This is a genomic window from Phytopseudomonas straminea (assembly GCF_900112645.1).
Classification (GTDB): domain Bacteria; phylum Pseudomonadota; class Gammaproteobacteria; order Pseudomonadales; family Pseudomonadaceae; genus Aquipseudomonas; species Aquipseudomonas straminea.
In genome coordinates this window covers 158,299-173,954 of the sequence record NZ_FOMO01000008.1, presented here as the reverse complement: position 1 = coordinate 173,954, position 15,656 = coordinate 158,299, and the positions used below count along the sequence as shown (strand labels likewise).

Here is a 15,656-nt window from a genome sequence, read left to right as displayed (position 1 = left end):
TACCTATGAAGGGAGGGCGGCCGAGCTGATCGCGCGTATCGACGCGCGCGCCATGAAGGGTGGCCAGAGGAGTGCTGAGGCTATTGGTTTGGCGGCGGAAATCAAGCGTTTTGTAGTGGCGGATTGATGCTATAGCCTGGCTCTATGGCCAGTGGTCAGTGAGTTTTGCAGCAGGCAGGCGTCAAGGGCTCGGGTTGCTGCCTCGTCGGCCGGCTCACTGAGCGAGCCAGCCAACGAGGCTCGCAGTCACACGCGGAACTGCCCCAGCAGGCGACCGAGTTGCTCGGCCAGCTGATTGAGGTGCTGGCTGGCAGCGCTCGACTGATCGGCCGACTCGGCGGTGCTGTGGGCCAGGGCGGCGGTCTGGGTAACGTTCTGGTTGATGTCGTCGACCACGTGAGACTGCTGCAGGGTGGCGCTGGCGATCGAGGCGTTGAGGCCGGTCAGGTTGCGCAGCGACTGGGCGATCTGCGCCAGGCTTTCGCCGGCCTGGCTGGCCTGTTCGACGGTCAGGCGCGAGGCCTGGCTGCTGTCGCTGATGGCCTTCACCGCTGCCTGGGAGTTGCCCTGCAGGCGCTCGATCATGCCCTGAATTTCCGCCGTGGATTTCTGCGTGCGCTGGGCCAGCAGCCTTACCTCGTCGGCGACCACCGCAAAACCGCGGCCCTGCTCGCCGGCGCGGGCGGCCTCGATGGCGGCGTTGAGTGCCAGCAGGTTGGTCTGCTCGGCAATCGAGCGGATCACTTCCAGTACGCCGCCGATCTGCGTGCTTTCGCTGGCCAGCGACTCGATCACCGCCACGGCCTTGTCGATGGTGCCCGATAGCTGGTCGATCTGCTTCAGGCTGGCCTCGATGTTGTGCTGGCCCTGGCGCGCCTGCTCTTCGGCAGTGTGCACCTCGCTGGAGGCATGCTCGGCGTTCTTGGCCACGTCCTGCACGCCATAGGTGACTTCGTTGACCGCGGTGGCGACCAGCTCCATCTGCTGGGCCTGCTGCTGGCTGTGTTGTTGAGCAGCAGTGGAAATGTCGCCGAGCGAATGGGCGGCCTGGTCGAGGGAGGAGGCGGAGTCGAGCAGTTGGCGGATCACCTGGCGCATCTTGCCGGTGAAGGCATTGAAGTGCCCGGCCAGCGCCGCCAGCTCGTCACGGCCCTGGTCATCGAGCTTGTGGGTCAGGTCGCCTTCGCCACTGGCGATGTTGGCCATGGCGGTGACCGCCTGCTGCAGCGGCGTGGCGATGCTGCGCGAAATCATCACCACCAGGGCGATCAGCAGCAAGGTGGCCGGCACGCCGATGGCCAGTGCTTTCAGAGCCTGGGATTTGAATTCGGCCTGCACATCGTCGACGTACACGCCCGAGCCGATGATCCAGCCCCAGGGCTGGAACAGTTCGACGTAGGAAATCTTCGGCACCGGCTCGCTGGCGCCCGGCTTCGGCCAACGGTAGTCGATTGACCCAGCACCCTGGCTTCGGGTGATGGCCACCATGTCGTTGAACAGTGCCTTGCCGTCCGGGTCCTTGATGGCCGACAGGTTCTGCCCCTCGAGCTTGGCGTTGGTGGGGTGCATGATCATGGTCGGCGTCTGGTCGTTGATCCAGAAGTACTCCTGGCCGCCGTAGCGCAGGCCGCGGATCACCTCAATCGCCTGCTTCTGGGCCTGCTCGCGGCTCAGCGTGCCGCCTGCTTCCAGGCCCTGGAAGTACTTGAGGACGCCGACCGCGGTCTGCACCACGTGCTGGGTCTTCTCGGCCTTGCCGGCATACAGGCCATCGTTGATCTGCTTGAGCATGTAGGCGCCGAGCAGCACCAGCATCAGCACTGGTAGGGCGATGATGAGCCACAGGCGACGGTTGATCGGTAAGCGACGCAGGCTGTTCATGGGGGCATTCCTGAATTGTTGTTCTTATTAGTGACTGCCACGTCGAGGTGACAGCGATCGGTAAGCACGTGGTAGCACTTAGTCAGCACGGCGTAAACGAAAAAATTTAGCTTTGCGCTTTTTACCCCCAACGCCGCTCAGAGCGCCCTAGCACGGGGCTTTCAGATCGCCGGGCGTCTGCTCGGGGTTGGCTTGGAAAGCCGCTCGCCCTGCATAGGAAGCGCAGGGCGGGAAGGGCTGTCAGCAGATGTCGATCTGGTAGCGGAAGTTGGCCGCCGCAGCGCGCGACAGACGGTATTCCAGCGGGCGGCGGTCGTAGCCCAGGGCCGTGCGCTCGATCACCACGATGGGCTCGCCTTCGCCGATGGCCAGGGTGCTGGCCATGTCGGCATCGGCGCAGCCGACCGTGAGGGTTTCCCGGGCCGAGGCGATGCACTGGCCGCACTGCTTTTCGTAGAAGGGATAGAGCAGGTCGCCAAAGGTGGCTGAGTCGATATCCATCAGGGCGCCGAAGCGCGAGGCGGGGAGCCAGATTTCCTCGTGGAACAGGGGGCGATCCTCGACCATGCGCAGGCGCTCCATGCGCACCACCTGCTCGCCGCTTTTCAACTCCAGTGCCCTGGCAATCTCCTTGGCTGGCTTTTGCAGGGTCTTGGCGAGGATTCGACTACTGGGAATTTCCTGCCCGCCGCTGGCATTCACCTGGCGGAAGAAACGCGCCAGCGACGCATCGAAGTTCGGCCGGCGCACGAAGGTACCGCGGCCCTGACTGCGCAGCAGCAGCCCCTCGTTGACCAGGGTATCCACTGCCTTGCGCACCGTGCCGATGGCCACGCCGTAGAGCCTGGTCAGCTCCGCTTCGGTAGGAATCGGCGCGCCGGGCGACCACTCGCCGGCGGCGATCTTGGCGAGCATTTCCTCACGCAGTCGTTGGTAGAGGGGCAGGCGTTCGTCGTATCCGAGTGTCATTGCGTCAGGGCGTCCGGTTGCAGCAGGCGGCCGACACTCTACACCGGCTGGTCGATTGACAAAATGGCTGAAGCAAATATATGGTCAACTATTCATATATATGACTTCATGTCGTGACAACAGAGCTGGCGCCTATGCCGGCCTCCATAACAATCGATCAGGTACCGCTTCAATGAGCCTCTCCAGCCCTGCCATCACCGGCATCGACACCCACGCGCACATCTTCCGCCAGGATCTGCCGATGGTCGCCAACCGCCGCTACAGCCCCGCCTATGACGCGCTGGTCGAGCAGTACCTTGGCCATCTGGACGCCCATGGCCTGTCCCACGGCGTGCTGATCCAGCCCAGTTTTCTCGGCACCGACAACAGCTTCATGGTCGAGGCGCTACGCCAGCAGCCGGAGCGCCTGCGCGGCGTGGCGGTGGTCGACGTGGCGGTCACCGATGCACAGCTGGACGCGCTCGCGGCAGCGGGTGTGGTGGGCATTCGCCTGAACCTGATCGGCAAGGAGTTGCAGGACTACAGTGGCCCCGCCTGGGCCGCGCTGTTCGAGCGCCTGGCAATCCGTGGCTGGCAGGTGGAAATCCAGCGCGGTATCGAGGACCTGGCGCAGATCGGGCCGGCCATCGTCGCCACCGGTGTGAACCTGGTCATCGACCATTTCGGCTTGCCCACCGGCGGCATCGATTCGCACAAGCCCAGCCACCAGGCGTTCCTGCAGCTGCTGGGCAATTCGCGGGTGTGGCTGAAGCTGTCGGCGGCCTACCGCAGCAAGACCGACGCGGTGCAGTCCGCGGCCGTGCTGGCCCAGGTCCGTGAGGCGGCTGGCGGCATCGAGCGTTTTCTGTGGGGCAGCGATTGGCCCAACACCCAGTTCGAAGATCGGACAGACTATGCCGAGCAGTTCGAATTGATTCAGGCGCTGCTGCCCGATGCGGCCGAGCGTCACCAGGTCCTGGTCGCCAACCCGGCCCGCCTTTTCGGTTTTTCCAACAAGCGCTGATCCCATTCGAACAACAACAGGAAACCCCTCATCATGATGAGCATCATCGTCGTCGCGGCCATCGTTGTCGCGGTCGCTCTGGGCTACAAGACCAAGATCAACATTGGCCTTTTCGCCATCGCCTTCGCCTACCTGATCGGCTGCTTCGGCATGGGCCTGAGCCCGTCCGACGTCATCAACATGTGGCCGCTGAAGATTTTCTTCATCATCTTCTCGGTCTGCCTGTTCTACAGCTTCGCCACGGTAAACGGCACCCTGGAGAAACTCGCCGAACACCTGATCTACCACTGCCGTCGGGTGCCTCAGCTGCTGCCCTTCGCGGTGTTCTTCACCGCCACGGTGATCGCCGGCATGGGCGCGGGTTACTACACGGTGCTGGCATTCATGGCGCCGATCACCCTGCTGCTTTGCCAGCGCACCGGCATGGGCCTGATCGTCGGCGGCATGGCGGTGAACTATGGCGCGCTGAGCGGCGCCAACTTCATGTCCAGCCAGAGCGGCATCATCTTCCGCGGCCTGATGACCAATGTGGGACTCAGTGACAGCGATGCGTTCATCAATGCATTCGGTATCTTCGTCAGCACCTTGATCATTCCGTTGCTGGTGATCTCCGCTTTCGTGTTCCTGACCCGCGAAGGGCGAGCCATGAAAACCGCCGTGTTCGACACCAGCGAACCAGCGCCGCTCAATCGTGAGCAGAAGATCACCCTGTGGTTGACCCTGGCGATGATGGCCATCGTGCTGGCCGCGCCCATCGCCCACATCCTGCTGCCGGCCAACGGCACCATCACCTTCATCAACTCGAAGATGGACATCGGCCTGATCGCCAGCATCTTCTCGGTCATCGCCCTGCTGCTCAAACTGGGTGACGAGCGCAAGGCCATGGCCTCGGTACCCTGGGCCACGCTGATCATGATCTGCGGTGTGGGCATGCTGATTTCGGTGGCCATCAAGGCGGGCACCATCGATGTGCTGGCCTCGTGGATCGGCGGCAGCATCCCGCCGGTGCTGGTGCCCGTGGTATTCGGTGTAGTGGCGGCCATCATGTCGCTGTTCTCCAGCACTCTGGGCGTGGTGACGCCGGCCTTGTTCCCCATGGTGTTGCCGATTGCCCAATCCATGGGGATCGAGCCGATGGTGCTGTTCATCGCCATCGTGGTCGGCGCCCAGGCCACCTCGATCTCGCCGTTCTCCTCCGGCGGCAGCCTGATCCTCGGCTCCTGCGCTTCGGAGCAGAGCCGCACCAGCCTGTTCCCGCAGCTGCTGTTCAAGGCAGCGCCCATCGGTTTCGTGGCGGCCCTGGTATTCAATGTGCTGCTGACGTTCGTTTACTGAGCCGAAATCCCGGCATAAAAAAACCGCAGCCTGGCTGCGGTTTTTTATGGTCCTGACGTTGCCTGTGCATCGTCGAACTACTGGTTATTTCGGGAGGAGCTCCAGCAGCCGTCCATCAGCGCCATCCTCCAGCAGCCAGATGCTGCCATCCGGGCCTTGCTCCACTTCGCGGATGCGCGCGCCCATGTCATAGCGCTCGGCCTCGCGGGCGTTGTCGCCGTCGAAGGCGACGCGCACCAGTGCCTGGGACGACAGCCCGCCGATCAGCCCGGCGCCGTTCCAGCCGGGAAAACGCTCGCCCTGATAGATCACGAAGCCTGCCGGGGAAATGACCGGGTTCCAGGTGATTTTCGGCGCTGCGAATTCGGGGCGGGTGTCGTGGTCGGGAATCGGCTTGCCACCGTAGTGATCGCCGTTGGAAACCTCGGGATAACCGTAGTTTTCGCCGCGTACGATCAGGTTCAGTTCGTCGCCGCCGGCCGGGCCCATCTCGTGCACCCACAGCTTGTCATTGGCGTCGAAGGCCAGGCCGAGCATGTTGCGGTGGCCCAGGGACCACACCTGCGCGGCCACACCGCCCTGGTCGGCGAAGGGATTGTCGGCCGGCAGGCTGCCGTCGTCGTTCAGGCGTACCAGTTTGCCGAGGTTGGATTTCATATCCTGGGCCGGGCTGAATTTTTGCCGCTCGCTGGAGGTGATCCACAGCTTGCCATCCGGGCCGAATGCCAGGCGATGGCCGTAGTGCCCTGCACCGCTGACCTTGGGCGTTTGCTGCCAGATCACGCTCAGCTCGGTCAGTGCGCCGCTGCCGTCATCGTTGAGCTGCAGCTTGGCGCGGGCCACCGCCGCGCCGCGGGTGTCGCCGTCACCGGCTTCGGCGTAGCTGATATAGACGTACTGGTTGTTGGCGAAGTCGGGGTGCAGGATCACGTCGCCAAAACCGCCCTGGCCGCCGTAGGCGACTTCCGGTACACCGGCGATGTCGTGGCTCTTGCCGGTCTTCGGGTCGAGGTGCTTGAGCACGCCGCGCTTCTCGGTCACCAGCAGCGTGCCGTCGGGCAGAAAGGTCATGGCCCATGGCTCATCCAGCGTGGCGCGCGGCTCGGCGGTGAACGGCCATTGCTCCTGGGGCAGGGCGTCAGCCGCCTGTGCGCCGAGGCTGGCGAGACCGAGTGCGATACCACCGAGCAAAAGATGAACGGGACGGGTCATGGCAAATCTCTCCTGATAGCGGGCCTCACACGTTACCCGCCCGCCGAGGATGTAACAGGACGTTTTTGTTACCACGCACGTCAAACGATCTGCGTCGCGGCAAGGCCCCGCCAGCCCGCAACAATGCCACAATAGCGGCCTGCTACCGTTTCGAGCCCAGCCCTGCCTCCATGAAAATCCTCAGCCTGCGCCTGAAGAACCTCAATTCGCTCAAGGGCGAGTGGAAGATCGATTTCACCGCCGAGCCTTTCGCCAGCAATGGTCTGTTCGCCATCACCGGGCCTACCGGCGCGGGCAAGACCACGCTGCTCGACGCCATCTGCCTGGCGCTGTATCACCGCACCCCGCGCATGGACAAGGTCGGTGGCGAGAACGAGCTGATGACCCGGCACACCGCCGAGTGCCTGGCCGAGGTCGAATTCGCGGTGAAGGGCCAGGGCTACCGGGCGTTCTGGAGTCAGCGCCGTGCCCGCGACAAGGCCGATGGCGCGCTGCAGGGCGCCAAGGCCGAGCTGGCGAAGCTGGACGGGGAGATCATCACCGACAAGCTCAGCGAAAAGCCCAAGGAGGTGGAGCGCCTGACCGGCCTGGATTTCGGCCGCTTCACCAAATCGATGCTGCTGGCCCAGGGCGGCTTCGCGGCCTTTCTCGAAGCCTCTGCCAATCAGCGCGCCGAGTTGCTCGAGGAGCTGACCGGCACCGATATTTACGGGCAGATTTCCCAGCGCGTGTTCGAGCAGACCCGCGAGGTGAGAAACCAGCTTGATCAGCTGCGTGCTCGCGCCGAAGGCGTCGAACTGCTGGCTGACGAACAACGCCAGGCGCTGGCTGATGAGGCGGCGCAGCTGGCGGTCGAGGAGGGCGAAACCCAGCAGGCCCATGCCGAAGCCACCCGCCAGCGGCAGTGGCTGACTGACCTGGCGCGTGCCGAGGAGCAGGCCGCGGCTGCTACCGCTCAGGTGGATGCGGCTGCTCAGGCCGAGCGCGACGCCGCCACCGAGCTGGCGCGCCTGCAGCTGAGCGAGCCCGCCCAGCGCCTGCAGCCTCTGTACCAGGCCCGGCGTGATGCTGACCGCGCACTGGCAGCCAATGAAGAGCAGCAACGCAATCATCAACAGGAACTTGCCCAGGCCCAGGCGCACTGGCACAGCAGCCTCGAACAGGCTACTCGGGCCAGCGCAGCCCTAGGGCTGGAGAAACAGCAGGCGGTGCAACGCCTTGAGGCTGAATGCCAGGCGCTGGATGCGCAGCTGCAAGCCAACGCTGACCATGAACGTCTGGCTGCCCAGCTAAGCGGCTGGCAGCAGGCCTTTCAGGCCCGTGATCAGGCCCGCCAATCTCTCGCCAGTCTGCAGGCTCGCCAGCAGGCCGGTGCCGGCCAGTTGCAGCAGTTCGCCGGGCAGCTGAATGGCCTTGCCCAATCGATGCAGGCTGCCGTCCAGGCGAAAGCCGAGGCTGAGCGGGTGGTCAGTGAGGTGGAAGGGCGCTGGCAAGCCGCGTTGGCCGGTCGCAGCGAGGCGCAGTGGCGTGAGCATTGGCAGCAGGTGCACGCCCGCGGCAGCGTCCTTGAGCAACTCGCGCAGCTGGCCGAGCGGCGCAGTCAGTTGAATCAGCAGCGCCAGCGCACCGCGGCCAACCTGGCCCGCCAGCAGCAAAGCCTGGCTGAAAAGGAGGCCGAGCGTGGGGTCTTGCGCGAGCGCTATCGCGAGGTCAAGCAGCGCCTGGTCGATCAGGAAAAGCTGCTGGAGCAGGAACAGCGCATCCGCGCCCTGGAAACCTACCGCGCGCAGTTGCAGGCCCATGAGCCCTGTCCGCTGTGCGGCGCCACCGAGCATCCGGCCATCGCCGCCTATCAGGCGCTGGACGTGTCGGCTACCCAGCGTGAGCGTGACGAGGCGCGGCAAACGCTGGAAGCCCTGACCGAGCAGGGCCAGCAGCTCGGCAGCCAGGTCGCTGCCCTGCAAACCCAGGTTGGCCAGAGCCAGGAGCAGGATCAGGATCTGCAGCGTCAGCTCGATGCCCTGGCCGCCACCTGGCAGCGCCTGGGCGAAACCCTCGATCCGCTGCCTGAAGACGAGCAGGCACTCGCGGCCGCACAAACCCGCCAGCTCAGCGAGCACGTCGAGATCAACGCCACGCTCAAAGCACTCGACGGCCTCAAGATCGAGCTAGAAAGAGCCCGTCAGGCCGCCAATATGGCCAGCCAGAAACACCAGGCGGCCCAACATCAGCAGGCCGCCATCGAACATGAGCGCGATCTGGCGCAGGCCGCCCAGCAGGCGCTGGACGAGCAACTGGTTGCCCAGGGTGAGCGCCTGAGCGCAATCGAAAGCGACCTGGCCACGCAACTCGCGGCCTTCGGCCATGAACTGCCGCAGGACGGCGCCGCCTGGTTGGCTGCCCGCCAGGCCGAGGCTAACTGCTGGCAGGAAACCCAGCAGCGGCGCCAGGCGCTGGCCCAGCAACTGCCGGCGTTGCAGCACCAGGCCGGCGAGACCGACAAACAGGCTCAGCAGTGGCAGGCCCGCTGGCGGGAGGCAGAGGGCGAGCCGTTTGCCACCGAGCTGATGGAGCAGGCCGCGGCCCGTCTCGAAGCGGCCCAGGCCAACTGGGAGAGCGCCGAGCGGCGTTGCCTGGAACTGCGCATCACCTTGGACGGCATCGCTCGCCAGCATCAGGCGCTGCTTGAGGCCGAGCAGGCTGCGGCGCAGCAGTGGCAAACGGCACTGGCCGGCAGCCCGTTCGCCGACGAGGCAGCGTTTCTAGGTGCCGCTCTCGATGACGAACAGCGCGAACAGCTGCTGGCGCTCAAGCAGCGCCTGGAGAAAGCTCAGACCGAAGCGCGTGCCCTGCAGGCCTCTGCCCAGGCGCAACTGGCCGCGTTGCGCGCCGAGCCGCAGACCGAGCACAGCGCCACATATCTGGATGAGCATCTGCAGAGTCTGCAGGCGATCTTGAAGCAACTTGGCCAGCGCCAGGGCGAGATTCGCGGGCTGTTGCAGGGCGACGATCAGCGCCGCCTCAACCAGCAGGCGCTGTTCGAAGCCATCGCCCGGCAGCAGGGCGAGTACGACAGCTGGCAACAGCTCAACAGCCTGATTGGCTCGGCTGATGGCGCCAAGTACCGGCGTTTCGCCCAGGGCCTGACCCTCGGCCACCTGGTACATCTGGCCAATGGGCAGTTGCAGCGTCTGCACGGCCGTTACCAGCTGGCGCGCAAATCCCTCGGCGAGCTGGAGCTGGAAGTCATCGACACCTGGCAGGGCGATGTGGCGCGCGACACCCGCACCTTGTCCGGTGGCGAGAGCTTTCTGGTCAGCCTGGCGCTGGCCCTGGCGCTTTCCGATCTGGTCAGCCACAAGACGCGCATTGACTCGCTGTTCCTGGACGAAGGCTTCGGCACTCTGGACGGCGAAACCCTGGAGGTGGCCCTCGATGCCCTGGACAATCTCAACGCCAGCGGCAAGATGATCGGCGTGATCAGCCACGTCGAGGCGCTCAAGGAGCGTGTTGCCGTGCAGCTCAAGGTCAATAAAGGTGTAGGTATGGGCTACAGCACGCTGGAGAAACGCTATGCAGTTTAGGGTTCTGATTCTTTGTCTTTTAGTCGCTGGCGCAGCCCACGCCGAAGACGTACAGAAAGACCACGGCCTGCAGCCGATGGACGAGCGCGGCTGCGTGCTCGGCAATGCCGGCATGCAGGCGCCGACCCTGACCCTGATGGCCGCCGCTTACGGCGAGTCCGAGGCGCGCAAGGCCATGGCGCTGAAGCAGATGAAACAGGCGCTGGAGGCTGGTTGCCCGGTCGACGAGCCGGACCAGATGGGCCTGTCCGCCCTCAATGGCGCCATCCTCTATGACGAGCCGGTGCTGGTGAAACTGCTGCTCGAACACGGCGCCAACCCCAAGCGCAAGATCGTCAGCCCCAAGACCACCCTCAACGGCCTCGATTCCTTCGCCTTTCTCGACCTGCTCGACAAGCGCGACGGCAAGCGCGATCGCAAGGCCATTCGCAACCTGCTTAAGGCGGCACGTTAGCGTTTCGCTTGTGCCGCTGATGGTGTTTCGCGGCGGTTGCACATTCGGCGCGGAACCATGTGGCGGGTAGGGCTATCTGTTGTAGGTATTTTTCCATCGCCCTGCAGGGGCGGTGCCTAGATTCCTTACCGATTCAGGGATGCCCATGCATAGACGTGACCTCCTCAAAGCCTCGATGATGATGGCCGCCGCCAGTGGTTTGCCGGCCAGCCTGTTCAGCCTGCACAGCTTCGCCAAGACCGCCGACGGCGAGGCCGAGCCCTTCGACTTCAAGCAACTGCAGGCGCGCGCCAAGAGCATGGCCGGCCAGGCCTACAAGAGCACCGCCGAGGTGCTGCCCAAGACCCTCGCCGAACTCACGCCCCAGCAGTTCAACGCCATCCAGTACGACCCGGCGCACTCGCTGTGGAACGAGTTGGGCGGCCAGCTCGACGTGCAGTTCTTCCACGTCGGCATGGGCTTTCGCCAGCCAGTGCGCATGCACGCCGTCGACCCCAAGACTCGTCAGGCCCGCGAGGTGCACTTCCGCCCCGAGCTGTTCGAATACGGCAAGAGCGGGGTGGACGTGTCGCAGCTCAAGGGTGACCTGGGCTTTGCAGGCCTCAAGGTGTTCAAGCAACCGAACATCGCCAAGTACGACATCGTCTCGTTCCTCGGTGCCAGCTACTTCCGCGCGGTGGACAACACCGGCCAGTACGGCCTCTCGGCCCGCGGCATGGCTATCGACACCTTCAGCGACAAGCCGGAAGAATTCCCGGACTTCATCGAGTTCTGGTTCGAGACCCCGGCCAAGGATGCCAGCCGCTTCGTGCTCTACGCATTGCTCGACTCGCCGAGCGCCACTGGCGCCTTCCGCTTCGATATCGACTGCCTGGAAGACCGCGTGGTGATGGATATCGACGCCCACATCAACGCCCGCAAGGCCATCAAGCAGCTGGGCATCACGCCAATGACCAGCATGTTCTCGTGCGGTGGCCATGAGCGGCGCATGTGCGACTTCATCGCCACGGCGATCCACGACAGCGATCGCCTGTCCATGTGGCGCGGCAACGGCGAGTGGGTCTGCCGGCCGCTCAACAACCCGGAAAAACTGCAGTTCAACGCTTTCGCCGATACCAACCCGAAAGGCTTCGGCCTGGTGCAGTTCGACCACGACTTCAAGTCCTACCAGGACACCGTGGTGTGGTACAGCCGCCGCCCGAGCCTGTGGGTCGAACCGACCACCCAGTGGGGCGAGGGCAGCATCGACCTGCTGGAGATTCCCACCACCGGCGAAACCATGGACAACATCGTCTGCTTCTGGAATCCCAAGCAGACCATCGAGCCCGGCACCTCGCTGAACTTCGGCTACAAACTGCACTGGGCGGCGCTGCCGCCGGTCAAACCGACCCTGGCTCAGGTGCATGGCACGCGCTCCGGCATGGGCGGTTTCACCCTTGGCTGGGCGCCGGGCGAGCACTGGCCGAAAGTATGGGCGCGGCGTTTCGCCATCGATTTCGCCGGCGGCCCGCTGGCAGAGATGGATGCCAAGGCTCAGGTCGAGGTGGTGGTCGAGGCTTCCCATGGCGAGGCCAAGGATTTCAGCATCCTGGCCCTGTACCCGGAGATCGAAGGCTTCCGCGCGCAGTTCGACTGGTTCCCCACCAGCGACAGCGTCGAGCCGGTGAACATGCGCGCCTACCTGCGCCGCGTCGACAACAAGGAAGTGCTCAGCGAAACCTGGCTGTACCAATACTTCCCGCCGGCGCCGGCGGAGCGCCGTTACCCGGATTGGAAATCGGATAGCTGATCGAGCGAGCAGGGCAGGCGCTTCCTTTGGGCAGCGCGCTGCCCATGCTCCTGGCCGGGCTGATAGACTGGCGCACTTTTCCCCGATTCCAAGAAGTTCGCCATGGCCCTGCCGTCCACGACCTACAAAGTCGATCTCAACCTCACCGATATCGACCGCAACATCTATGAAAGCCTGCGCTTCACCGTGGCCCGCCATCCCTCGGAAACCGAGGAGCGCCTGGCGTCGCGGCTGATCGCCTATGCGCTGTTCTATCAGGAAAACCTCGCCTTTGGCCGTGGCCTGTCGGACGTCGACGAGCCGGCGCTGTGGGAAAAGAGCCTGGATGGCCGTGTGCTGCACTGGATCGAAGTCGGCCAGCCGGACAGCGAGCGCATCACCTGGTGCTCGCGGCGCACCGAGAAATTCAGCCTGGTGGCCTATGGCAACCTGCGCGTCTGGCAGAGCAAATGCCTGGACCCGGTGCGCAGCCTGAAGAACATCAATGTCGTGGCCCTCGGTCAGGAGGCGTTGGCCGAACTGTCCCAGGATCTGCCTCGTTCGCTCTCCTGGAGCGTGATGATCAGCGACGGCGAGCTGTTCGTCACCGACGAGCGCGGCCAGCACGAAATCCCGGTGGAATGGCTGGCCGGCGAGCGCGAACTGAGCAACTGATGCAAACCGGCCCGGCACCGCCGGGCATCGGCCCCCGAGTCAACCGCACGAGTAGAAAATCACGTCCATGCGTATCGAGTCCCGCCCGCTTCCCGATTCACTGCCCGACCTGGGCAATCTGCCGCCCCTGTTGACCCGCCTTTATGCAGCACGTGGGGTGCGTTCGGCAGTGGAGCTGGAAAAGGGCCTGGCGCGGCTGATCCCGTTCACCCAGCTCAAAGGTATCGAGGAGGCGGTCGAGTTGCTGGTCAAGGGCCTGCAGCAACGCCAGCGTATGCTGATCGTCGGCGACTTCGATGCCGATGGCGCCACCGCCAGCAGCGTCGGCATGCTCGGCCTGCGTATGCTGGGCGCCGCTCACGTCGATTACCTGGTGCCCAACCGCTTCGAGTACGGCTACGGCCTGACCCCGGAAATCGTCGCCGTGGCGCTGAGCCGCGAGCCCGACCTGCTGATTACTGTGGATAACGGCATCTCCAGCATCGAAGGCGTGGCGGCGGCCAAGGCGGCCGGGCTGAAGGTATTGGTTACCGACCACCATTTGCCGGGCCACGAATTGCCGGCGGCCGATGCCATCGTCAACCCCAACCAGCCGGGCTGCACGTTCCCGAGCAAGTCCCTGGCTGGCGTCGGGGTGATTTTCTATGTGCTGCTGGCGCTGCGTGCGCGGCTGCGCGAGCTGGGCTGGTTCACCACCGAGCGGCCCGAGCCGAACCTGGGCGAGCTGCTCGATCTGGTGGCCCTGGGTAGCGTCGCCGACGTGGTGCCGCTGGACGCCAACAACCGCATCCTGGTGCACCAGGGCCTGGCGCGCATCCGCGCCGGCCGCGCCCGGCCGGGTTTGCGCGCGCTGCTGGAAGTGGCCGGCAAGCAGCACGCCCGCATCACCTCCACCGACCTCGGTTTCATCCTGGGGCCGCGCCTGAATGCGGCCGGGCGTCTGGATGACATGAGCCTGGGCATCGAGTGCCTGCTTTGTGAAGACGAAGCCCTGGCCCGCGACATGGCCGTGCAGCTCGACCAGCTCAACCAGGACCGCAAGGCCATCGAGCAGGGCATGCAGCGTGAGGCCCTGGCCCAGCTCAAGGACCTGCCGCTGGAAAATCTGCCGTTCGGCCTGTGCCTGTTCGAAGCCGACTGGCACCAGGGCGTGATCGGCATCCTCGCCTCGCGCCTTAAGGAGCGCTACCACCGCCCGACCATCGCCTTCGCCGATGCCGGGGAGGGCATGCTCAAGGGCTCGGCGCGTTCTGTGCCGGGCTTTCATATCCGTGATGCACTGGACGCCGTGGCCTCGCGTCACCCAGGGTTGATCAGCAAGTTCGGCGGCCATGCCATGGCCGCCGGCCTGTCGCTGCCGGCCGAACACTTCGAGACCTTCGCCAGGGCCTTCGACGACGAAGTACGCCGCCAGCTCTGCGAGGACGACCTGACCGGTCGGCTGCTTTCCGATGGTGTGCTGAGTATCGACGAATTCAACCTGCCGCTGGCCCGTGAATTGCGTAATGCCGGCCCCTGGGGTCAGCATTTCCCCGAGCCGCTGTTCCACGGCGCCTTCCAACTGGTGCAGCAGCGCATCGTCGGCGAGCGTCACCTCAAGGTGGTGCTCAAGAGCGAGTGCGGTAGCGTTCAGCTCGACGGCATCGCCTTTGGCGTCGACCGCGAAGTGTGGCCCAACCCCACCGTGCGCTGGGTCGAACTGGCCTACAAACTCGATGTAAACGAGTTTCGCGGCCAGGAGTCCGTACAGTTGCTTATCTCGCACCTGGCGCCGCGCTGATCGCATCACCACGCGCCCTATCGCCGCGCTGAACGTTGCCTGTAGGTCATCTGTCTATCGACCTGCGGGTGCCGGCCGTTCGCGCAATATCCTGACGCAATCTGTAACCGACGGCGGCCAGGCTTCGCAGTAGATTCATCCGTTCCGAATCCTTGGAGACGTCCATGAATACGCGTGGCTTGCTCGATCAACTGCTCAAGTCCGGGCAGCAATTGCTGCAACAGAAAACCGCTGGTAAATCCTCATCCGGCCTGGGCGACGCCCTGGGCGGCTTGCTTGGCGGCGCTTCTGGCAAATCCTCTGGTGGTGGTAGCGATCTGGGCTCGATGCTCAAGGGCGCTGGCGGCGGTGCGGCGCTGGCCATGCTGCTGGGCAATAAGCGCGTCCGCAAGGTCGGTGGCAAGGTGGCGATCTATGGCGGCCTGGCCGCCCTGGGAGTGATCGCCTACAAGGCCTACGGCAACTGGCAGGCCAAGCAGGCGGGCGCTCCCAAGGGTGAGCCGCAGACCATCGATCGACTGCCGGCGCCCGAGGTGGAGCTGCACAGCCAGGGCATCCTCAAGGCGCTGGTGGCTGCAGCCAAGGCCGACGGTCATGTCGACGAACGCGAGCGCGAGCTGATCGAGGGCGAGTTCAGCAAGCTGGCCAGCGACAGCGAAACTCAACATTGGCTTCACGCCGAACTGAACAAACCACTGGACCCGGCCGAGGTGGCGCGCGCCGCCAGTACGCCGGAAATGGCCGCGGAGATGTACGTGGCCAGTGTGCTGATGGTCGACGAGGAGCACTTCATGGAGCGCGCCTATCTGGACGAGCTGGCCCGCCACCTCAAGCTCGACCCGGCCCTCAAAGCCGAGCTGGAAGCCCAGGTTCGCCAAGACCTCAATTAATCCCCTCGCACTATGACTGCCGGTGGCCTCGTGCCGCCCGGCAGCTGTCCGCGTTCTCCCTCTTCATGTCCGGGTGCCTGTTCTACAGTGAATAGGTCCGGTCTC

The 15,656-nt window shown here is 64.7% G+C and carries 11 protein-coding genes; 8 read left to right on the top strand and 3 right to left on the bottom strand.

Annotated features, from left to right (window positions below):
• Nucleotides 1-246: 246 nt before the first annotated feature.
• A complete protein-coding gene (locus BM279_RS18615) occupies nucleotides 247-1,881 on the bottom strand; it encodes a methyl-accepting chemotaxis protein (RefSeq protein ID WP_027905902.1) in 1,635 nt (544 codons plus the stop codon).
• A gap of 240 nt (nucleotides 1,882-2,121) precedes the next feature.
• Nucleotides 2,122-2,850, bottom strand: a complete 729-nt coding sequence (locus BM279_RS18610) for a GntR family transcriptional regulator (protein WP_093506173.1) — start codon at nucleotides 2,848-2,850, stop codon at nucleotides 2,122-2,124.
• 172 nt (nucleotides 2,851-3,022) lie between these two features.
• Here BM279_RS18610 and BM279_RS18605 point away from each other — a divergent pair, with 172 nt between their 5' ends.
• Both BM279_RS18605 and BM279_RS18600 read left to right on the top strand, forming a co-directional pair.
• Nucleotides 3,023-3,853: an amidohydrolase family protein gene (locus BM279_RS18605; protein WP_093506171.1), complete on the top strand. Its 831-nt coding sequence runs from the start codon at nucleotides 3,023-3,025 to the stop codon at nucleotides 3,851-3,853.
• Nucleotides 3,854-3,886: 33 nt separating this feature from the next.
• Entirely contained in the window at nucleotides 3,887-5,188 is a 1,302-nt protein-coding gene (locus BM279_RS18600) for an SLC13 family permease (RefSeq protein ID WP_093506169.1), read from the top strand.
• Between the two features lie 84 nt (nucleotides 5,189-5,272).
• Here the strand turns inward: BM279_RS18600 and BM279_RS18595 are convergent, their stop codons facing one another.
• On the bottom strand, nucleotides 5,273-6,400 hold the full coding sequence (locus tag BM279_RS18595; RefSeq protein ID WP_093506167.1) for a PQQ-dependent sugar dehydrogenase: 1,128 nt from the start codon (nucleotides 6,398-6,400) through the stop codon (nucleotides 5,273-5,275).
• Nucleotides 6,401-6,570: 170 nt separating this feature from the next.
• On the opposite strand from BM279_RS18595, the gene sbcC reads away from it, so the two are divergent.
• The 6 genes from sbcC (at nucleotide 6,571) to BM279_RS18565 (ending at nucleotide 15,551) form a co-directional block, all read left to right on the top strand.
• Complete coding sequence (gene sbcC, locus BM279_RS18590; protein ID WP_093506165.1) at nucleotides 6,571-9,984, top strand: exonuclease subunit SbcC; 3,414 nt, start codon at nucleotides 6,571-6,573, stop codon at nucleotides 9,982-9,984.
• Nucleotides 9,974-10,438 (top strand): ankyrin repeat domain-containing protein, encoded by a 465-nt coding sequence (locus BM279_RS18585; protein ID WP_093506163.1) that lies wholly within the window; start codon nucleotides 9,974-9,976, stop codon nucleotides 10,436-10,438. Before sbcC ends, BM279_RS18585 begins: the two co-directional genes overlap by 11 nt.
• Before the next feature lie 145 nt (nucleotides 10,439-10,583).
• Nucleotides 10,584-12,227: a glucan biosynthesis protein D gene (locus BM279_RS18580; protein ID WP_027905896.1), complete on the top strand. Its 1,644-nt coding sequence runs from the start codon at nucleotides 10,584-10,586 to the stop codon at nucleotides 12,225-12,227.
• Nucleotides 12,228-12,329: 102 nt separating this feature from the next.
• On the top strand, nucleotides 12,330-12,881 hold the full coding sequence (locus tag BM279_RS18575; protein ID WP_027905895.1) for a YaeQ family protein: 552 nt from the start codon (nucleotides 12,330-12,332) through the stop codon (nucleotides 12,879-12,881).
• A gap of 67 nt (nucleotides 12,882-12,948) precedes the next feature.
• Nucleotides 12,949-14,661, top strand: a complete 1,713-nt coding sequence (gene recJ / locus BM279_RS18570) for a single-stranded-DNA-specific exonuclease RecJ (RefSeq protein ID WP_093506161.1) — start codon at nucleotides 12,949-12,951, stop codon at nucleotides 14,659-14,661.
• Nucleotides 14,662-14,825: 164 nt separating this feature from the next.
• Nucleotides 14,826-15,551 carry a tellurite resistance TerB family protein gene (locus tag BM279_RS18565; RefSeq protein ID WP_093506159.1) on the top strand — a complete coding sequence of 242 codons (726 nt, stop codon included), beginning with the start codon at nucleotides 14,826-14,828 and terminating at the stop codon, nucleotides 15,549-15,551.
• The last annotated feature ends 105 nt before the right edge of the window (nucleotides 15,552-15,656 follow it).